This is a genomic window from Actinomadura sp. ATCC 39365 (assembly GCF_054392275.1).
Window position 1 is genome coordinate 3,438,093 of the sequence record NZ_CP184335.1, and the last position, 18,995, is coordinate 3,457,087.

The window sequence follows — 18,995 nt, forward strand, 5'->3', positions numbered from 1 at the left end:
CAACCACCTCCGCGTCCTATGACGGAGATCGGCGCCGGAGCGGCCGGGCCGGAGACGCAAGCGAGCACAAACCGCGATCGTCACGTGATCAGTTGTGACAAATACGGATAAATGAGCTGGGCGGGGATGAGCGGCGCGGACGGTCGCGCGGGCCCGGAGGAGGCCGCCGTCGCCCCGTCGTTACCGGCCGTCGTCCGGTCGTTATCGACCTCGTCCGGCCGCGGCCCGGTCGCCGTCACCAGTGCAGCAGGAGCAGTTCGGCGGAGAAGCCGGGGCCCAGCGCCATCAGCACGGCGGGCAGCCCGGGGTGCCCGCGGGTCTCCTGGAGCACGTGGAGCACCGAGACCGACGACAGGTTCCCGTACGTCCGCAGCGACCGCCATGTCACGTCCAGGGCCCTGGGGTCGAGGTCGAGGCTCTGCACGATCTTGTCGATGACCTTGGGGCCGCCGGGGTGGCAGATCCACGTCGGCACCTGGTCGGGGGTCAGGCCGTAGTCGGCCAGGAAGACCCTGATGTCGTCGGCCAGCACCTGGTCCACGAAGTGGGTGAGATCGGCGTCGAGCACGATGTGGAAGCCGTGGTCGCCCACCTCCCATCCCATCAGGTGCTCGGTGTCGGGGTAGAGCCTGCTGCGGGTGGCGACGACCTCGGGGCCCCGGCCGCGCCCGGTGGCCACGACGGCCGCCGCGCCGTCCCCGAACAGGCCGCTGGCGATCATGTTGGCGATCGAGGAGTCGTCGCGCTGGATGGTCAGCGAGCACAGCTCCACGCAGACCAGCACGGCGGCGTGGTCGGGCCAGCCGCGCAAGTAGTCGTGCAGGCGCGACAGGCCCGAGGCCCCGGCCGCGCAGCCCAGGCCGAACACCGGCACCCGCTTGACGTCGCCGCGCAGCCCGAGGCGCTGGGCGAGTTTGGCGTCCAGCGAGGGCGTGGCCAGGCCCGTGGTCGAGCAGAACAGCAGGTGGTCGATCTTCTCCGGCGGCACGTCGGCCTTTTCGAGGGCGCCTCTGACGGCCTGTTCGCCCAGGTCGAGGGCGACCTCGACGTACATGGCGTTGGCGCGGGCGAAGGAGTCGAGCTTGGTGTAGCCGTCCAGCGGGAGTGCGAGGTTGCGGCCCACGACGCCGGTGGCCGCGTGGAAGTGCCGCAGCAACTCCTCGTCGCAGTCCGTCAGACGGGAGAACGCTTCGGTGATCTCCGCCTGCTCGTAGCGGTGATCGGGGAAAACGGTCTCTACCCCCGAAATATGCATATATCACTCCTGCCGCAGGGAGCGGAGCGCTAACCTGCTCGCGCCGGATATGGGCGGTTAATATGCGGATGTGCCGCTTCCGACCTCCGGCCGACCGCCCTCCACCCACGCCGCCCCGCTTCCGGCCCCCGTCCGGCTGCCGCTTCCGGTTCCCGTCCGGCTGCCCACGGTCGCCGTGCTGGCCTTCGACGGGATGGCGCCGTTCGAGCTGGGGTGCGTGGTGGAGTTCTTCGGGCTGCCCCGGCCCGAGCTGGACGTGCCCTGGTACGACCTCAAGGTGTGCGCGGAGACCGCCGAGCCGCTGCGCGTGGTCGGCGGGTTCACCATGCAGGCCGCGCACGGGCTCGACGTCCTGGCCGGGGCCGGGACGGTCATCGTGCCCGGCGTGGCCGACGTCCGGGGCGAGGTCTCGGGCGAGCTGGTCGAGGCGCTGCGCCTGGCCCACGGCCGGGGCGCCCGGATGGTGTCGATCTGCTCCGGCGCGTTCGCGCTGGCCGCCGCCGGTCTCCTGGACGGCCGCGAGGCCACCACCCACTGGAGGTACGCCGACCTGCTCCAGCGACGCTTCCCCGCCGTCCGCGTCAACCCCTCGGTCCTGTACGTGGACGGCGGCGACGTGCTGACCAGCGCGGGCAGCGCCGCCGGCCTCGACCTGCTCGTCCACCTGGTACGCACCGACCACGGGCCGAACGTGGCCAACGCCGTCGCCCGCCGCCTGGTCGTCCCGCCGCACCGGGAGGGCGGCCAGGCCCAGTTCATCGAGGCCGCCGTCACACCCGTGGCCGACGACGGCGGCGTGGCCAGGGCCATGGGGTGGGTGCTCGAGCACCTGGCCGAGCCGATCGGCGTGGCCGACCTGGCCGCGGTGGCGCACATGTCGCAACGCTCGTTCATCAGGCACTTCAAACGGCAGACGGGCACCAGCCCGCTGCGGTGGGTCATCTCGCAGCGGGTGGCGGCGAGCCTGCCGATGCTGGAGTCGACGGCGGTGCCGGTGGAGGAGATCGGGGCGGCGGTCGGGTTCGAGAGCCCGGCGACGTTCCGGCACCACTTCACGCGCGCCATGCGCACCTCGCCCTCCGCCTACCGCCGCACCTTCGGCGCCTGACTCAACCCGTTGCCGGGTGGCCGGGGCGGGGGAGCAGGCCGTCCACCAGGGTGCGCAGCCCCAGCTCGTAGGTGTCCTCGGCGGTGAGCTCGGCCCAGCGGCCGCCCAGTTCGGCCAGGCGGGGCAGGGCGGCCGGGTCGAGACCGGCGAAGACCTGGTCGCGGTAGGTCGGCCCGCCCTCCTCGCGCCTGCGCCCGGCAGCCGCGCGGACGGCGATCTCGCCCGCCGTGTAGTGCCAGATGATCCGGTAGAGGTGCACGGCGCGCTCGGCCGTCAGGCCCGCGTCGAGGGCCGCGTCGATGATCTTCTCCGGGTACCACAGCGCGCCGACCGCGAGCAGGTCGTCGGCGCGCAGCACGTCCACCGCCCACGGGCAGCCGGCCACCCCGTCGCGCATGGCCAGGGCCACGACGACCACGCGTTCGCGCGGGTCGGCGGGCAGGTCGGGGCGCGGCAGCCCGGCCGCGTACTCGTCGAGCAGGAGCAGCAGGAGCTCCTCCTTGTCGCGGACGTGGTGGTAGAGCGCCATCGGCGTGCTGCCGACCTCCTTGGCCAGCCTGCGCATGGTCAGCCCGCCGACTCCGTCGGCCTCGATGACCCGGTGCGCCGCTGCCACGATGTCCGCCCGCGAGATCCGGGGCGGCCTTCCAGTGCGTGCGGGCATGCCGTCATGTTACTTTCTATACATGTATAAAAAGACATCTTCCTGGACGGCGGTGGTGGTCCTGGCGTTCGCCGTCGCCGTCGGGTCACTCCAGATGACCGTCGTCGTGCCGATGCTCCCGCTGCTCCAGAGGCAGCTCGGCGCGTCACCCACCTCCGTCTCCTGGACGCTCACCGCCGGCCTGCTGTCCGGCGCGGTCGCGATCCCGCTGCTGTCCCGGCTCGGCGACATGTACGGCCGCCGCGCCGTCGCCCTGTCCGCGCTCGCCCTGCTCGTGGCCGGTGCGGCGGTCGCCGCCCTGTCCGGCACGCTCGGCGCGGTGATCGCGGGACGGGTGCTCCAGGGCGTGTCCGCCGCGCTGCTCCCGCTGGCCATGGGGCTGGCCAGGCAGGCGGTCCCCGCCCACCGGCTGGCCACGGCGATCGGCGTGCTGAGCGCCACCATCGGCGTGGGCAGCGGCGGCGGCATGATCCTGGCCGGGCTGGTCGGCGGCGACCACCGGGCCATGTTCTGGATCCTGGCGGCGCTGGGCGCGCTGAGCTTCGTCCTGGTGGCGGCCCTGGTGCGGGAGGCCGTGCCGGCCGGGCCCGCGGGGCGTCCCGACCTGGTGGGGGCCGTGCTGGTCGCCGGCTGGCTGGTCTGCCTGCTGCTCGCGATCAGCAAGGGCGGCGCCTGGGGCTGGACGTCGCCGCCGACGTGGGGGCTGCTCGCGGGGGCGGTGGTGCTCGCGGTGGCGTGGGTGGCCACGGCCCGGCGCACCGCCGCGCCGCTGATCGAGATCCCCATGCTGCTGCACCGGGGCACGGTCGGGGCCACGGTGGCCTCGTTCCTCATCGGGTTCGCGCTGTTCGGGGCGATCACCACGCTGTCGGCGGTCGCCCAGGGCGCCCTCGGGGCCTCGGTGCTGCAGGTGGGGCTGTACCTGCTGCCCACCACGGTGCTGATGCTCGCCGTCTCGATGCTGGCCGGGCCCCTGATGCGGCGCTTCCCGGCCGCGGCGCTGGTCTCCGGCGGCTCCGCGCTGGTCACCGCCGCCGCGGTGTGGCTGGTGCTCTTCCGCGACACCGCCGCCGACCTGTACGGGGCCGCCGCCGTCCTCGGCCTCGGCGTGGGCCTGGTCTACGCGGCGCTCGGCACGATGGCCGTCGAGCACGTCGAACCGGCCAAGACCGCGGCGGCCGGCGGCGTGAACGCGCTGGTCAGAGTCGTGGGCAGCAGCCTGGCCGGAGCCGTCGGCGCGGCCGTGTCGGCCGCCGGGGGAGCCGGCTGGAGCTTCGGCGTCGCCGCCGGGGCCGCCCTGCTGGCCGCCGTGTTCGCGGCCGTCCACCGGGCGAGGGCGGTGGTGGGGGCATGAGCGCGGAACAGCGCCTGATCGCGTGGGGCGACGAGCTGGTGAAGCTGCACGACGGCTTCCGGCGGGAGCTGGCACGCCTGCGGGCCGGTGGCGAGGGGTTCGACCTGCGTACGCACTGCCTGGCCTTCTGCGACGCCCTGCACGCCCACCACGAGGGCGAGGACGCGGTCCTGTTCCCGCACCTGGCCGCCGAGCGTCCCGAGCTGGCCGGCGTCCTGGCCCGGCTGGGCGCCGAGCACCGCGTGGTGGCCCGGCTGGTCGCCCGCGTCCGCGACCTGGCCGGCACGGACGCGGGCGACGAGCTCGACCGGCTGGCCGCCGAGCTGGAGGCCCACCTGGACTACGAGGAGGAACAGCTCGTCCCGCTGCTGAACGGCATGACCTCGATGCCCGAGAACCTGTGAGCCCGCCGCCCGTCGTCAGCGGGTGACGGGCGGGTTGAAGCGGTGGTGTTCCGGCGGCGTCCAGCCCGCCCCGACCGTGCCGGCCACCTCCGTGTACGCGGTCAGCCCGAACCGCACCGACCGTTGCTCCGCGGCCCAGTCCACCTCCGCCCGCCCGGTCAGGTGGAGGGTCCGGCCACTGTCCCAGTCGACGAACAGCAGCCCGGCGGCCGGGTCGAGCTCCAGGTTGCCGAGCGTCATGTACATCGAGTTGCCGACGTAGTCCGGGAACTCCAGCAACCCGGGCCCGGTCACCCGGACGAACCCCGGGTTGCCGCCGCGATGGGAGACGTCGGCCCCCAGGCCCGCGGCGCGGGTGGCGATGAAGAACGTGTCGGCCCGCTCGATCCACTCGACGTGGCCCGGCGCGAGCCGCGTCCCGCCGCCGACGACCTCCGGGACGCCGGGCGCGGCGGTGGGCTCGCGGGCCTGGATGTACTTGGGGCAGTTGGAGTACACCTGCTCCGTCCAGATCACCAGGCCGCCGCCGGCCTGCACGGCGGTGCCGTTCACGCGCATCCGGCGCCGGGTGTGCGGCTCGATGGCCAGCAGCCCGATGTCGCGTTCCGCCGTGAACAGGCCCCGCAGCGGCGCCGCGGGCAGGGCGCGGACGGTGATCGTGCGGTCGTCGTCGGCGTCGGCGAACCCCGGCGGCCCGGTCAGCACGTCGGCCCACACCTGCCCGAGGTCGTCGGCCGCGCCCGCGACCAGCAGGTGCTGCGCACCCAGGAACGCGGCGGCCACCTCGGGGATCTCGGGACGGGTGCGCGAGCTGCCGAACGCGCCCGGCGTCCGCACCCCGGCGCGGGCCTGGACGGCGATCTCCCCTGGGTGTCTCATTTAGAAGAATCCGCAGGTGGGAGCGCCGGCGGTGGGAGCGGGACGGTCGCCGGCGGCGCCGGGGGCGGAGATCTCCAGCCGGATGCCGTCGGGGTCCTCGAAGAACACGCCGCCGGAGGAGGTGCCCTCGCCGTGGGGGACCACGCCGTCGTGGTGCAGCTTCGCGCCGATCTCCCTGATGACCTGCTCGGCCCTGCGCACCGCGTCGAGGTCCTCGACCTGGAAGGACAGGTGGTGCAGGCCGGGAAGGGCGGTGGGGAAGCGGCCGTCGCTCTGCTGCCAGAGCGTGACCACGAGCTTGCCGTCCTGGGCGAGGAGGGCGTAGCGGCGGCCGTCCTCGGCGGACTCGCTGGCGACGGTGAAGCCGAAGACGCGGCCGTAGAACTCCTTCGACCTGTCGAGGTCGGTGACATTGAGCCCGACGTGCCCGGTCCGGAACGACATACGACTCTCCCCTTCTAACGGTTGCGCGACCGAGTGGCCGTTAGAAATCAATATAACGGCAAAAGTCGTTCGTTGGCGTTAGAGGGGGCTATTTCTTGTGCTCCCGGTAGTGTCGCGCCGCCCGTGCGCGGTTGCCGCACGCCGGCGAGCACCATTCCTGGCGCGGGTGCTCCTTGACGAAATAGAGCACGCAGCGCGGCGCCCCGCAGGTGCGGAGCAGGACGTGCTCGGGGCCGGCCAGGAACTCCATGGCCGCGACGGCGAGCCGCCCCCGCAGGCGCGTGGACGGGTTCGCCTTGACCGCGGGGACCATGGTCAGCGCCGGCTCGCCGGTCCACGACAGGTGCGGGGCCGTGGGGGCGGCCAGGGCGGTCGCGTTGACGAGGGCCAGCGACTCGGCGAAACCGGGCAGCGTGGCCGCGTCCGCGACGCTCGGCGGCTCCGGCGCGATCGCCCTGGCCAGCAGCGCCCTGACGGCCTGGCGCAGGCGTACGGTCTGCTCGCGCAGCTCCTCCGTGGCGCTGAAGTCGGGCGGCAGGCCCAGGTCGGCCGCGTGCTCGCGGAGCCATCCGGTCATCGCGGCGGCGTCGCCGAGCCGGTCGACGGGCCCGTGGCGGTCGGCCCTGACCGTGCCGGCGAACTCCATGGTCAGCGTGGTGGACATGGCTCCAATCTAACGCCTGCTCCACGGCGCTCCCGTTAGGTAAAAAATTGCTTATTCAGAAAGATTGCGCGATCAGCAAAAGTGCGTAATCTGAAAGGGTGACCGGATTGAGGGAACGGAAGAAGCAGGCGACCCGCGAGGCGCTGATGGACGCGGCGCTCGGGCTCGCCCTGGAGCGCGGGCTGGAGAACGTCCGGGTGGAGGACGTCGCCGAGCGGGTCGGCGTGTCGCCACGCACGTTCAACAACTACTTCTCCAGCAAGTACGAGGCCCTGGCCGCCCGCCACACCGACCGCGTCCGGCGGACGGTGGCCGTGCTGCGCGCCCGCCCGGCGGCCGAGCCGCTGTGGGAGGCGCTGATCGCGGCCGTCGCCGAGCCCTGGGAACAGGCCATGACCAGCCCGGGGCCGCCCGACGCCGACCGGCTGGCCCTCACCAGGCTGCTGGCCGAGGAGCCCGCGCTGCGCGCCGAGGCGCTGAAGGCCCAGTTCGCGGCCGACGGCGAGCTGGCCGCGGCCGTGGCCGAGCGCACGGGCACCGATCCGGACGAAGACCTCTACCCGCACCTGGTGGCGGCCACCGTGAGCGCCGCCGTGCAGGTGGCCGTGGGCCACTGGCTGCGCTCCGACCCGCCCGTCCCGCTGGTGCCGGTGCTGCGCGAGGCGCTGCACCGCCTGGCCGCGGGACTGCCGTCCCCCCACCCCCGAACCGAAGGAGAGACCTCGTGACCTCGGCGGACTCCACGATCGCGGACGTCGTCATCGCCGGCGCCGGTCCCAACGGCCTGATGCTGGCCTGCGAGCTCGGCCTGGCCGGGATCCGGTCCGTCGTGCTCGAACGCCTGCCCGCCCGCAGCGGCCGGCCCAAGGCCAACGGCATCATCGGCCAGGTCGTCGGCCTGCTGCACCAGCGCGGGCTCGCCGCGGCGCCCGTGCCCGTGCCCGCGTTCGTCTTCGGCGCCATGCCGCTCGACCTGGCCGGGCTCGACGGCAACCCGCTGCGCGCGCTCCCCGTCCGGCAGCCGGAGCTGGAGGAGCTGTTCGAGCGGCGGGCCGCCGAGCTGGGCGTGGATATCCGGCGCGGCCACGAGCTGACCGGTTTCGCGCAGGACGCCGGGGGCGTCACGCTCGCGGTGACGGGCCCCGAAGGCCCCGGCGAGCTGCGTACGCGCTATCTGGTGGGCTGCGACGGGGCCCACAGCCTGGTCAGGAAGCGGGCCGGCATCGGCTTCCCGGGGGTGAGCGCGCCCGACGTGGTCAGCCGCACGGCCCACGTCACCGTGCCGGGGGCGGACGTGCGGCCCGGCACGGCCGAGATGGAGGTGCCCGGCCACGGCACGTTCGTGCTCTACACCTGGCACCGGACCGAGCGCGGCGCGTACGCGATGCTCCCCACCGGGCCGGGCGAGCTCTCGGTCACCGCGATGGAGTGGGGCGGCGAGACCCCTGGCGACGACGTGCCGATGACGATCGGCGAGCTGCGCGCGAGCCTGGCCCGCGTGCTCGGGGCCGACCTGCCGCTCGCCCCGCCCACCGGCGAGGGCCCCCACCTGCTGCGGCGTCTGAACGGCCGCGAGACCCGGGTGGCCGACCGCTACCGGGCCGGCCGTGTCTTCGTGGCCGGCGACGCCGCCCACGTGCACTCGGCCATGGGCGCCCCCGGGCTCAACCTCGGCCTCCAGGACGCCGCCAACCTGGCCTGGAAGCTGGCCGCCGAGCTCCAGGGCTGGGCGCCCGAGGGGCTGCTGGACACCTACGACGCCGAGCGCAGGCCCGCCGCCGAGCGGGTGGCCGTGCACTCCAGCGCCCAGCTCGCCCTGGCCGCGCCCGGCCCCGACGTGACCGCCCTGCGCACGCTGTTCGCCGAGCTGCTGGGCGACGACGCCAACCGGCGGCGCGTCGCGGCGCTCATGGCGGGCTCCGACCTGCCCTACCCGACGCCCGGCGGCGGGCATCCCCTCGCCGGCCGGTTCCTGGCCGACCTGCCCGCGGAGCCCGCCTTGCGGGCCCGGCCGCTGCTGCTCGACCGCACCGGCGAGCTGCGCGTGCGCCACGAGCGGGTCGAGACGGTCACCGTGCCGTCGTGCCCGGCCGAGGCCGTGCTGGTACGCCCCGACGGCTACGTGGCCTGGGCGGGCACGCCGGACGAGACGCTGACGCAGGCGCTAGAGACCTGGTTCGGCAAGGGTGTCGAGGTGGCGGCGTAGACAGCGGCGCATCAGGCCGGGCGTCATCCGCTCGGGGTGCAGCACGCCCTCGACCGTGAGCCCGTCGATCAGCGCGCACAGCCGTTCGGTCTCCACCTCGACGTCGGCGCCCGGGCGGCCGTGCGCGGCGATGCCCTCGATGATCCGGCCGACCAGGCGGCGCATGCCGTCGTAGGCCTCGCGGGCCAGCGGCCGCAGCTCCGGCCGGGTGCGCGCGGCCGTCGTGAAGGCCAGCCAGACCGCCGCCTCCTCCAGCCGCGGCTCGTCCAGGGGCAGCAGCTCCGACAACATCTGCTCCACCAGCTCGGTCCGCTCCGCGCCGTTCTGTGCGGCGAGCAGCGGGCCGACGCGTTCCTCCAGGCGGGCGCCGACCCGCTCGATCGAGGCGCGCATCGCGAAGGTCATCAACTCGGTGTGCCCGGCGAAGTAATGGCGGACCGAGCCGATGGCGAGCCCGGCCTCCTCCGCCACGTTCCGCAGCGACGCCTGCTCGAACCCGGCGCGGCGCACGACCCGGAACACGGCGTCGGCCACCTCGTCGCGGCGGGCCTCGGGATCCACGACTTTCGGCATGTTGTCCTTTATAGCACGGCCCTGCTAATTTATTTAGCATGGACGTGCTACTAATCGCCGCGCTCGTCGTCTACGCCGTAGTCCGGCGCATGATCGGCCAGCCGCTCGTCGCCAAGGACGTGTACGCGCCGCCGGTCATCCTCATCGGCATCGGCCTCCACGGCCTGCTCGACCTGCGCCCCACCGCGCTCGACATCACGTGGCTGGCGGTCACCGCCCTGATCGGCGTCGCCTTCGGTGCCCTGCGTGCCGCCACCACGCAGGTCTTTCCCAAGGACGGCGTGCTCTGGCAGCGCTACACCTGGCGGACGCTGGTCGTGTGGGCCGTGACGTTCGCGATCAGCTTCGGCGTGGGCGCGCTGGCGCTGGCCACCGGCATGCACGAGGAGGTGCGCTCGATCCCGCTGTCGATCGGCGTCGGCCTGCTCGGCGAGGCCCTGGTGATCCTGGCCAGGTCGCGGACGGCGGGCGCGCCGTTCAAGCGTTAGTCTGCGGTCAGAACAACATTCTGTGCACGAGGAGAGCCATGCCGGACAACCTCATCTTCCGCCTGCCGCCGACGTTCGAGACGATCGAGGAGGAGCGCCGGCACCGCAAGGAACGGCTCGCGGCGGCGCTGCGCATCTTCGGCAGGTTCGGCTTCGAGGAGGGCGTGGCCGGGCACATCACCGCCCGCGACCCCGAGCTGAGCGACCACTTCTGGGTCAATCCGTTCGGCATGTCGTTCAAGCACGTCAGGGTCAGCGACCTCATCCTGGTCAACCACGAGGGCCAGGTCGTCGAGGGCCGCTACCACGTCAACGAGGCCGCCTTCGCCATCCACTCCCAGGTCCACCAGGCCCGTCCCGACGTCGTCGCGGCCGCCCACAGCCACTCGATCCACGGCCGCGCCCTGTCGGCGCTCGGCCAGACCATCGAGCCCATCACCCAGGACGCCTGCGCCTTCTACCAGGACAACGCGCTGTTCGACGACTACACGGGCGTCGTGACCGACCTGGAGGAGGGCAAGCGCATCGCCGCGACCCTGGGTGGCAACAAGGCCCTCGTGCTGCGCAACCACGGCCTGCTGACCGTCGGCGACACGGTCGACGCGGCCGCCTGGTGGTTCATCACCATGGAACGCTCGGCGCAGGTGCAGCTCCTGGCCAAGGCCGCCGGGCAGGTCGTTCCCATCGAGCCCGACAACGCCGCGCTCACCCACCAGCAGATCGGCAACGACCTGGTCGGCTGGATCAACTACCAGCCGCTGCACGACCAGATCGTGCGCGAGCAGCCCGACCTGTTCGAGTAGGGCTCTCAGGAGCTGCGGAAGGTGTGCCGGTAGGTCAGCGGCGCGACGCCGACGGCCGCGTGCAGGTGCTGCCGGAGCGAGACCGCCGTGCCGAAGCCGGAGCGCCTGGCCACCTCCTCCACGCCGAGGTCGGTGGTCTCCAGCAGGCGCCTGGCATGGCGGACGCGGTGGCCGGACAGCCACTTGGCCGGGCTCATCCCGGTCTCCTCGCGAAAGCGCCTGGTGAAGGTGCGCACGCTCATCCTGGCGTGGGCGGCCAGCACGGCGAGGTCGAGCGGGGCGTCGAGGTGGGCCAGCATCCAGTCGCGGGTCGCGGCGGTGCCGCCGGCGCCGTCGTGCGGCAGGGGGCGCTCGATGTACTGCGCCTGGCCGCCGTCCCGCCAGGGCGGCATCACGCAGCGGCGGGCGGTCCGGTTGGCCACCTCGGTGCCGTGGTCGCGCTTGATCACGTACAGGCACAGGTCGAGGCCCGCCGCCACCCCGGCCGAGGTCAGCACGTCGCCGTCGTCCACGAAGAGCACGTCGGGGTCCAGCTTGACCTGCGGGAACAGCGCGGCGAACCGGCCCGCCTCGCGCCAGTGCGTGGTGGCCGGACGGCCGTCCAGCAGGCCCGCCGCGGCCAGCACGAACGCGCCCGTGCAGATCGACATGACCCGCGGCCGGTCCTGCAGGGCCGCCCGCAGGCCGGCGGTGATCGTGCCGTCCTTCATCGCCCGGCCCGCGTGGATGCCGGGCACCAGCACCGTGTCGGCCGTGTCGAGCACGTCGAGGTCGTGGTCGGGCAGCACGGTGTAGCCGGCCGTGCAGCGGACCGGCTCGCGGTCGGGGGAGCAGGTCACGACCTCGTAGAGCTTCTCGCCGTCCGGCGTCTCGGCCGACTCGAAGACCTGGCCGGGCACGCCGAGGTCGAGCGGGGCGAAGTGGTTCAGCACGACGACCGCGACACGATGGGCCATGGCCCGATTCTTGCACATATTGGCTTTCGGGCCACTCACGCCGTCAAAAGGCCATGAATCAGGATTGGCGCATGACGTTGAGCACCACCCCCGCCCCCACGCGGACCCGCAGGATCCACCGAGCGTGGTGGGTCGCGGCCGTGGCCTTCGTGGCCATCCTCGGCGCGGCGGGCTTCCGCGCCACCCCCGGCGTGCTGATCACCCCGCTGCACGACGAGTTCGGCTGGAGCACGGGCACGATCTCGCTGGCCGTGTCGATCAACCTGGTGCTCTACGGGCTGACCGCGCCCTTCGCCGCCGCGCTGATGGACCGCTTCGGCATGCGCCGCGTGGTGTCGCTGGCCCTGCTGCTGGTCGCGGTGGGCAGCGGGCTCACCGTGATCATGACGGCGAGCTGGCACCTGCTGCTGTTCTGGGGCGTGTTCATCGGGCTCGGCACCGGGTCGATGGCGCTGGTGTTCGCCGCCACGGTGACCGACCGCTGGTTCGTCCGGCACCGGGGGCTGGTCACCGGCATCCTGACCGCGGCGGGCGCGACGGGGCAGCTCATCTTCCTGCCCGTGCTGGCCTGGCTCGCCGAGGGGCCGGGCTGGCGGGTGGCCTCCCTGACGGTGGCGGGCGCCGCGCTCGCGGTGGTGCCGTTCGTCTGGTGGTTGCTGCGCGACCACCCCGAGGAGGTGGGCACGACGGCGCTCGGCGCCGAGGCGGGCGCCGTACGGACCGGGCCGGCCGGCGGGAACGCGGCGGCGCGGGCGCTGACGGTGCTGCGCTCGGCCGCGCGCACGCGGCCCTTCTGGTTCCTCGCCGGCGGCTTCGCGATCTGCGGCATGAGCACGAACGGCCTGGTCGGCACGCACTTCATCCCCGCCGCGCACGACCACGGCATGGCCGAGCCGGTCGCCGCCGGCCTGCTCGCGATCATCGGGATCTTCGACATCGCCGGGACGGTCGCCTCCGGCTGGCTCAGCGACAAGGTCAACCCCAAGCTGCTGCTCGGCGTGTACTACGGCCTGCGCGGCCTGTCGCTGATGTTGCTGCCCGGCCTGTTCGCGGCCACCACCGAGCCCAGCATGCTGATCTTCATCGTGTTCTACGGCCTGGACTGGGTGGCCACCGTGCCCCCGACCGTCGCCCTGTGCCGCCAGATCTACGGCCAGGACGGCGCGGTCGTGTTCGGCTGGGTGTTCGCCTCGCACCAGGTGGGCGCCGCAGTCGCCGCCGTGGGCGCCGGCCTGACCCGCGACCATCTCGGCGCCTACGACCTGGCCTGGTACGCCGCCGGCGCCCTCTGCCTGCTGGCCGCGGGAATGTCCCTGGCCATCCGGCATGCTAGACGGTGATGAACGAGACCGAACTGATGGTCCTCCCCCTCGTGGTCAGGATCGAGAGGGCCGCTCCCCCCGAGCGCACCGACGCGCTGGAGGCCGCCGCCATGGCCGTGCTGAGCCTCTTGGACGACCCGGGGGAGTGGGCCGCCGAGCTGCACGCCTGGCAGTCCACCGGCAAGATCCGCAAGGTGGTGCGCCGCGCCAGGGGCGCCGAGTGGCGCAGGGCCGCCGCGCTCCCCGGCCGCACGGTCGAGCACCGCACGGCGGAGGTGCGGGTGCACCCGCCCGTCCCGCTCGACGCCTGGCCCAAGGACCTGGCCCGGCTCCAGGTGGGCGGCACCGAGCTGAGCGACACCGCCGAGCCCGGCGATCCGCCTGGCCCGCCGGTCCTGTGGGAGAACCCGAGGCTGACCATGTCGGCGGGCAAGGCCATGGCCCAGGCCGGGCACGCCGCGCAGCTCGCCTGGTGGGCCAGCGACGAGGCCGAGCGGGCCGCCTGGCGGGCGGACGGCCTGGCGGTCTCCGTGCGCGCCGCGCCCGACAGGGACGACTTCGACGCCAAGGTGGCCGCCGGGCTGCCCGTGGTGCGCGACGCCGGATTCACCGAGATCGAGCCGGGCTCGTGCACGTTCGTCGCCGAGGCGCCCTGGCTTCTCGGGCGGGTCGCTAGATCGTGAAGACGTCGGCCAGCACGCCGCCCGCCGGGGTGATCCGGGCGGGCGACGGGCTGTCGTAGACGACCATGAGCCGGCCGTCGGGCAGCACGGCCAGCCCCTCCGGATGGTCGTCGCCGACGCCGTAGGGCAGCTCCAGGACCGTCTCAAGGTCGTGCGCGGGCACGAGCCCGCCGCCCTGCCGCTCCCGCCAGCGCACGACCCGCACCGGGCCGTCCAGGCTCATCGTGGGGCCGGTGAGCAGCAGCAGGTCGCCGCCGTGCGGGCACATGTCCCGCACGCCCAGCCCGCCGAGGTCCAGGAAGTGCTTGCGGTACGGCCCGTCGAGCCGTAACCGGCCGCCGCCGTCGTCGACCGGACGGATCTCCAGCACCACCGCCCAGCCGCGCAGCACCGGCCCGCGCAGCCCCAGGTAGACCCGCTCCCCCACGACCGCGATGCCCTCGATGTCGAGCCCGTTGTCCTTGCCCGGCAGCGCCAGGAACGGCGCCAGATGGCGGTCGCCGGCCAGCATGGCGGCGACGTTGCGCTCGCCGGACAGGATCGCGCCCGGCAGCGGACGCTCCCCGGTCCCGTCCAGCGGCAGCCGGACCAGGATGAACCGGTTCTCCTCGCGGAGGACCGTGCCCAGCCTCCTGATCGACTTCTCCGGCGAGCCCGGCTTGGCCTTGCGGCGCTTGAGGCTGTGCGAGCCGACCGCCCACAGATGGCCGTCGGCCCTGGCCAGGCCCTCGATGTCGGCCTCGTCGAAGCGTCCGGCGGGCAGGTCCACGTAGTCGGCCAGGTAGAAGGAGCGCTCGTCGCCGAAGTGGTCGCCGGTCCAGGTGAGCCGCTCGACGGTGGCGGTCTCGTCGCCGGCCACCCACAGGCCCGACGGCTCCCACCTGACCGCCGAGAGATTCGTGTGCGTCTGGGCGAACCGGGAGTCCTCGCCGAACCGCAGTTCCACCTGTTCCACCTCGCCATGATTGCACTTCGGTCGCTTCACACACGCAATGGCGGGATATGTCGTACGCTCCCGTCGTGCTCCATGGGGAAGATGAGACCGAGGGTTCACGAGTGAGAACCACAGACCGCCCTGCGAACCCTGTTTCACCGCCCAGGCGCTCCCGCATCGGCGATGTCCGGATGCGGTCGATATATCGGGGGCTCGCCGTCGTGGCGGCCGTGGCGGTCGCCGCCACGGTGATCGTCCTGGCGCTCCCCTCCGGGCCGGACGAGGTCGTGGCGGGGCCGGTAACCGCGCCGCCGGCCGCACCCGCCTCGTCCGCACCCGCCTCATCCGCTCCGGCCCCCACGCCGTCGCCCACCCTCACGCCGACGTCGCCCCTCACGCCGACGTCCGCCCTCACGGCGACCCCGGCCCCGTCGCCGGGCGCCTCGCTCGCGCCCGGCTACACCGCCATGCAGGCCCTGTACGCCGACCCGCGGGTGCCCCGCCTGACCGGCCGGGTCAAGCGGATGGCCCTGCCCCGGCCGGCCAGGCGCCTGGTGAAGGACAGGCGCACCGGCCTGGCCGTGCCCCGGCTGGGCAAGCCGTGGAAGGCGCACGGCGCGGCGCCGTTCACCAGCAAGCAGGTGCTGCCGGCGGTGCGCGGCGGCAAGCTGCGCGGCATGCTCGTGACCTGCCCGCTGCCGATCATGGAGCAGCGGTCGCCGCGCGACACGGCGCTGCTGGCCGCCCGCTGGACGCTCAACCACCACCCCAAGGGCTCCAAGATCAGTTGGCTCGCCTCACAACGTGTCAAAACCGGATGGATGCTCGTATACCGCGTCAAATACGGCAAACATTCCTCCCGAGCGGCCGTCGTGGTGATGGACGGGGGAATGAGCAAGCCGGGACTTGCGTTCGTCACAGTGCCTGACTCGCAGAGAAAGCGTTGGCGTGATATTGGCCGCGTGGTCTCAGGAGTGCGTGTTCTAGGCTAGAAAGATCATGTATGCGGCGATGTGGGGGAGTGACGCCGTGGAACGCTCTGGACCGCCGCAGGCACCGAACAAGGGCAAGGTCAAGCCGCCCTGGCGCTCGGAAGGCCTGCCCGGTTCGCCAGGCGGGCGGCCGAAGATCAACTGGTGGCGCTTCGTCGTCACCCTGCTCGTGGTGTACGCGGGCTTCTTCGTCGTCTCCTCGCTGGTCGACAACAACTCGGTCGAGACGATCTCCTACACCGAGTTCACCAAGCAGGTCGATGCGAAGAACGTCAAGGACATCTACGCCCAGGGGCTGTCGGTCGAGGGCGACCTGAGGAGCGCGGCCAAGAACCCCGAGAGCAACGAGTCCTACACCAAGTTCCAGACCGAGATCCCCGCCTTCGCCAACACCGACCAGCTCGACCAGCAGCTCAAGTCGGCCCAGGTGGAGACCACGTCCAAGCCGCTGACCCGCGGCTTCTTCTCCAACCTGCTGCTGTCGCTGCTGCCCGTGCTGCTGCTGGCCGGCCTGTGGATCTGGATCATGCGCCGCGGCGCCAGCATGATGGGCGGCGGCCTGAGCGGGCTCGGCAAGTCCAAGGCCGCCAAGCCGGTCGAGGCCGGCAAGGTGCGCGTCACGTTCGACGACGTCGCCGGCATCGACGAGGTGGAGAACGAGCTCGTCGAGGTCGTCGACTACCTGAAGGACCCCGGCAAGTACCGCAGGCTGGGCGCCAAGCTGCCCAAGGGCGTGCTGCTCGCCGGCCCTCCCGGCACCGGCAAGACGCTGCTGGCCAGGGCCGTGGCGGGCGAGGCCAAGGTGCCGTACTTCTCGGCCAGCGCCTCCGAGTTCATCGAGATGATCGTCGGCGTGGGCGCCTCGCGCGTCCGCGACCTGTTCGAGGAGGCCCGCAAGGTCGCGCCCTCGATCGTGTTCATCGACGAGATCGACGCCATCGGACGGGCCCGCGGCGGCGCGGGCGGCATCGGCGGCCACGACGAGCGCGAGCAGACGCTGAACCAGATCCTCACCGAGATGGACGGCTTCTCCGGCGCCGAGGGCGTGATCGTCATCGGGGCCACCAACCGGCCTGAGATCCTCGACCCGGCGCTGCTGCGTCCCGGGCGCTTCGACCGTACGGTGCAGGTGGGCCTGCCCGACGCGGCCGGACGCACGGCCATCCTGGAGGTCCACTCGCGCGGCGTGCCGCTCGACGGCGGGGTCAGCCTCGACCGCATCGCCAAGACCACCCCCGGCATGACCGGCGCCGACCTGGCCAACCTGGTCAACGAGGCCGCACTCCTCGCCGCCAAGCGCGGCAAGGAGAAGGTCGACATGTCCGACTTCGCGGACGCGCTGGAGAAGCTCCAGCTCGGCGCGGCCCGCAGCATCGTGATGCCGGAGGAGGAGCGCACCCGCACCGCCTTCCACGAGGCCGGGCACGCCCTGCTCGGCATGCTCCAGCCCGGCGCCGACCCGGTCAGGAAGATCTCGATCATCCCCCGCGGCCGGGCGCTCGGCGTCACGCTGTCCACCCCCGACACCGACCGCTACGCCTACGACGAGCCGTACCTGCGCGGGCGCATCACCGGCGCGCTCGGCGGCATGGCGGCCGAGCAGGTCGTCTACGGCATCATCACCACCGGCGCCGAGAACGACCTCGAACAGGTCACCATGATCGCGCGCGGCATGGTGGGCCGCTGGGGCATGTCGGAGAAGATCGGCCCGCTGACCATCCTGCCCAACGACGGCTCCTCGCCGCAGGCGTCGCCGGCCACGCTGGCCACCGTCGACGAGGAGGCGCGGCGCATCGTGGACGAGTGCTACGAGCGCGCCGTCCAGGTGCTCACCGAGAACCGCGAACGGCTCGACGGCATCGTGGCGGCCCTGCTCGAACACGAGACGCTCGACGAGGCGAGCGCGTACGCCGCCGCCGGCCTGGCCAGCGGCAGCAAGCAGCCCGCCCTCGACTGAGCCCCGACAGACCCGCCTTTTTCCGAGACTTAGGGGAACCCCGGCCTTGCCTCGATCACGGCCGGGGAACGTCTCCCGCGACTCGGATCGGGGGACTGCCTTGACACTGAATGACGAGCTCCTCGCCCAGCTCGGCGACTCAGGCGTAGACCAGATCGCCGGCATGCTCGGCACCGACACGGCCACGGCGCGCAAGGTCGTCGAGGCCGTGTCCGGCACCGTGATCGGCGGCATGGCCCGCAACGCCGAGCACCCCGACGGCGCCGAGGCCCTGCGCGGCGCCCTCGACGACCACGTCGACGCCGACCCCTTCAACGGCGACGTGGCCTCGCTGACCCGCGACGGCCACAGCATCCTCGGCCACGTCCTCGGCGGCCAGGGCACCGAACGGGCCGCGGCCGGGCTCTCCCAACTGGCCGGCGTCAGCTCCGGCACCATCATGAGGCTGCTCCCGCTCGTCGCCCCCATGGTCATGTCCCTCCTGGCCGGCCGCGCCGCGAAGGCCAACATGGACGCCTCCGCCCTGGCCGCCGACCTGCGCGAGGAGCACGCCTCGCTGCCCGGCGGCCTCGGCCACCTGCTCGACGGCCTGCTGAGCGGCATCTTCGGCGGCACCGTCCCGGCCCAGAGCGGCCCGTACGACCCGGCCGACCGGCAGCCCGCGAGGGGCACCCCCAACCACGACTGGTGACCGCGCGGGCCTTCGGTAAGCTGGGACGGTGATCGTTCTGGCCTCTGCCTCGCCCACCCGCCTCACCGTGCTGCGCAACGCCGGCCTCGACCCCAAGGTCATCGTCTCCGGGGTCGACGAGGACGCCTTCTCCGCGCACTCGCCGGCGGCGCTCAGCCTCGTCCTGGCCAGGGCCAAGGCGGAGGCGGTCGCGAGCGGGCTGGAGGAGGGCCTGGTCATCGGCTGCGACTCGATCCTCGAGCTCGACGGGCGCCCCTACGGCAAGCCCGGCACGCCCGAGGAGGCCGTCGAGCGTTGGCGGATCATGCGCGGCCGCACCGGCCGTCTGGTGACCGGCCACTGCGTGATCGACGTGCCGGCGGGCCGGCAGGCGGCGCAGGTGGCCTCCACCGTGGTGCGCTTCGGCCAGCCGTCGGAGGAGGAGATCGCCGCCTACGTCGCCACCGGCGAGCCGCTCGGCCTGGCCGGCGGGTTCAGCATCGAGGGGCGCGGCGGCTGGTTCGTCGAGGGCATCGAGGGCGACCACGGCAACGTGCTCGGGGTGTCCCTGCCGCTGCTGCGCGAGCTGTTCGACGAACTGGGTTACGCGATCACGTCGTTCTGGCGCTAGCCTGCCGG

The 18,995-nt window shown here is 73.0% G+C and carries 21 protein-coding genes; 13 read left to right on the forward strand and 8 right to left on the reverse strand.

Annotated features, from left to right (window positions below; genetic code table 11):
* Nucleotides 1–235 precede the first annotated feature (235 nt).
* Nucleotides 236–1,255, reverse strand: coding sequence for a type III polyketide synthase (locus ACNF49_RS17160; RefSeq protein ID WP_482944307.1), 1,020 nt, complete (start codon nt 1,253–1,255; stop codon nt 236–238).
* 160 nt (nt 1,256–1,415) lie between these two features.
* Here ACNF49_RS17160 and ACNF49_RS17165 point away from each other — a divergent pair, with 160 nt between their 5' ends.
* Nucleotides 1,416–2,363 carry a helix-turn-helix domain-containing protein gene (locus ACNF49_RS17165; RefSeq protein WP_482945537.1) on the forward strand — a complete coding sequence of 316 codons (948 nt, stop codon included), beginning with the start codon at nt 1,416–1,418 and terminating at the stop codon, nt 2,361–2,363.
* Nucleotide 2,364: 1 nt separating this feature from the next.
* Here the strand turns inward: ACNF49_RS17165 and ACNF49_RS17170 are convergent, their stop codons facing one another.
* The gene (locus ACNF49_RS17170; protein WP_482944308.1) at nt 2,365–3,027 is read right to left on the reverse strand and encodes a TetR/AcrR family transcriptional regulator; all 663 of its coding nucleotides are present in this window, start codon (nt 3,025–3,027) and stop codon (nt 2,365–2,367) included.
* Between the two features lie 22 nt (nt 3,028–3,049).
* On the opposite strand from ACNF49_RS17170, the gene ACNF49_RS17175 reads away from it, so the two are divergent.
* The gene (locus tag ACNF49_RS17175; protein WP_482944309.1) at nt 3,050–4,381 is read left to right on the forward strand and encodes an MFS transporter; all 1,332 of its coding nucleotides are present in this window, start codon (nt 3,050–3,052) and stop codon (nt 4,379–4,381) included.
* Nucleotides 4,378–4,785 (forward strand): hemerythrin domain-containing protein, encoded by a 408-nt coding sequence (locus tag ACNF49_RS17180; protein WP_357984829.1) that lies wholly within the window; start codon nt 4,378–4,380, stop codon nt 4,783–4,785. Before ACNF49_RS17175 ends, ACNF49_RS17180 begins: the two co-directional genes overlap by 4 nt.
* Nucleotides 4,786–4,800: 15 nt before the next feature.
* On the opposite strand, the gene ACNF49_RS17185 is transcribed toward ACNF49_RS17180, so the two are convergent.
* The 3 genes from ACNF49_RS17185 to ACNF49_RS17195 all read right to left on the reverse strand — a co-directional run bounded on the left by ACNF49_RS17185 (nt 4,801) and on the right by ACNF49_RS17195 (nt 6,772).
* Nucleotides 4,801–5,664, reverse strand: coding sequence for a pyridoxamine 5'-phosphate oxidase family protein (locus ACNF49_RS17185; protein WP_482944310.1), 864 nt, complete (start codon nt 5,662–5,664; stop codon nt 4,801–4,803).
* A complete protein-coding gene (locus ACNF49_RS17190; RefSeq protein ID WP_482944311.1) occupies nt 5,665–6,108 on the reverse strand; it encodes a VOC family protein in 444 nt (147 codons plus the stop codon). It abuts the gene before it with no gap.
* Nucleotides 6,109–6,196: 88 nt separating this feature from the next.
* Nucleotides 6,197–6,772: a CGNR zinc finger domain-containing protein gene (locus tag ACNF49_RS17195; protein ID WP_482944312.1), complete on the reverse strand. Its 576-nt coding sequence runs from the start codon at nt 6,770–6,772 to the stop codon at nt 6,197–6,199.
* Between the two features lie 98 nt (nt 6,773–6,870).
* On the opposite strand from ACNF49_RS17195, the gene ACNF49_RS17200 reads away from it, so the two are divergent.
* Together ACNF49_RS17200 and ACNF49_RS17205 are read left to right on the forward strand one after the other, a co-directional pair.
* Complete coding sequence (locus ACNF49_RS17200; protein ID WP_357984841.1) at nt 6,871–7,500, forward strand: TetR/AcrR family transcriptional regulator; 630 nt, start codon at nt 6,871–6,873, stop codon at nt 7,498–7,500.
* On the forward strand, nt 7,497–8,978 hold the full coding sequence (locus tag ACNF49_RS17205) for an FAD-dependent monooxygenase (protein ID WP_482944313.1): 1,482 nt from the start codon (nt 7,497–7,499) through the stop codon (nt 8,976–8,978). Before ACNF49_RS17200 ends, ACNF49_RS17205 begins: the two co-directional genes overlap by 4 nt.
* Here the strand turns inward: ACNF49_RS17205 and ACNF49_RS17210 are convergent.
* A complete protein-coding gene (locus tag ACNF49_RS17210; protein ID WP_482944314.1) occupies nt 8,937–9,551 on the reverse strand; it encodes a TetR/AcrR family transcriptional regulator in 615 nt (204 codons plus the stop codon). The two genes, ACNF49_RS17205 and ACNF49_RS17210, sit on opposite strands and share 42 nt — an antisense overlap.
* 38 nt (nt 9,552–9,589) lie before the next feature.
* Between ACNF49_RS17210 and ACNF49_RS17215 the strand changes: the two genes are divergently transcribed.
* Together ACNF49_RS17215 and ACNF49_RS17220 are read left to right on the forward strand one after the other, a co-directional pair.
* The gene (locus tag ACNF49_RS17215) at nt 9,590–10,039 is read left to right on the forward strand and encodes a hypothetical protein (protein ID WP_482944315.1); all 450 of its coding nucleotides are present in this window, start codon (nt 9,590–9,592) and stop codon (nt 10,037–10,039) included.
* A 38-nt stretch (nt 10,040–10,077) separates the two neighbouring features.
* On the forward strand, nt 10,078–10,842 hold the full coding sequence (locus ACNF49_RS17220) for a class II aldolase/adducin family protein (protein ID WP_352357888.1): 765 nt from the start codon (nt 10,078–10,080) through the stop codon (nt 10,840–10,842).
* 5 nt (nt 10,843–10,847) lie between these two features.
* Here ACNF49_RS17220 and ACNF49_RS17225 read toward each other — a convergent pair whose 3' ends face one another.
* The gene (locus tag ACNF49_RS17225) at nt 10,848–11,798 is read right to left on the reverse strand and encodes a GlxA family transcriptional regulator (protein WP_482944316.1); all 951 of its coding nucleotides are present in this window, start codon (nt 11,796–11,798) and stop codon (nt 10,848–10,850) included.
* A 71-nt stretch (nt 11,799–11,869) separates the two neighbouring features.
* Between ACNF49_RS17225 and ACNF49_RS17230 the strand changes: the two genes are divergently transcribed.
* Together ACNF49_RS17230 and ACNF49_RS17235 are read left to right on the forward strand one after the other, a co-directional pair.
* The gene (locus ACNF49_RS17230; RefSeq protein WP_357984854.1) at nt 11,870–13,138 is read left to right on the forward strand and encodes an MFS transporter; all 1,269 of its coding nucleotides are present in this window, start codon (nt 11,870–11,872) and stop codon (nt 13,136–13,138) included.
* A complete protein-coding gene (locus ACNF49_RS17235; RefSeq protein ID WP_482944317.1) occupies nt 13,138–13,803 on the forward strand; it encodes a peptidyl-tRNA hydrolase in 666 nt (221 codons plus the stop codon). Before ACNF49_RS17230 ends, ACNF49_RS17235 begins: the two co-directional genes overlap by 1 nt.
* Here ACNF49_RS17235 and ACNF49_RS17240 read toward each other — a convergent pair.
* Nucleotides 13,793–14,758, reverse strand: a complete 966-nt coding sequence (locus ACNF49_RS17240; protein WP_482944318.1) for a DUF3616 domain-containing protein — start codon at nt 14,756–14,758, stop codon at nt 13,793–13,795. The two genes, ACNF49_RS17235 and ACNF49_RS17240, sit on opposite strands and share 11 nt — an antisense overlap.
* A 170-nt stretch (nt 14,759–14,928) precedes the next feature.
* Between ACNF49_RS17240 and ACNF49_RS17245 the strand changes: the two genes are divergently transcribed.
* From ACNF49_RS17245 to ACNF49_RS17260, 4 genes are all read left to right on the forward strand, one after another.
* Nucleotides 14,929–15,729 (forward strand): hypothetical protein, encoded by an 801-nt coding sequence (locus tag ACNF49_RS17245; protein ID WP_482944319.1) that lies wholly within the window; start codon nt 14,929–14,931, stop codon nt 15,727–15,729.
* Nucleotides 15,730–15,766: 37 nt separating this feature from the next.
* Complete coding sequence (gene ftsH, locus ACNF49_RS17250; RefSeq protein ID WP_357984867.1) at nt 15,767–17,686, forward strand: ATP-dependent zinc metalloprotease FtsH; 1,920 nt, start codon at nt 15,767–15,769, stop codon at nt 17,684–17,686.
* A 100-nt stretch (nt 17,687–17,786) separates the two neighbouring features.
* The gene (locus ACNF49_RS17255; protein ID WP_357984870.1) at nt 17,787–18,377 is read left to right on the forward strand and encodes a DUF937 domain-containing protein; all 591 of its coding nucleotides are present in this window, start codon (nt 17,787–17,789) and stop codon (nt 18,375–18,377) included.
* Between the two features lie 28 nt (nt 18,378–18,405).
* Entirely contained in the window at nt 18,406–18,987 is a 582-nt protein-coding gene (locus ACNF49_RS17260; protein ID WP_357984873.1) for a Maf family protein, read from the forward strand.
* The last annotated feature ends 8 nt before the right edge of the window (nt 18,988–18,995 follow it).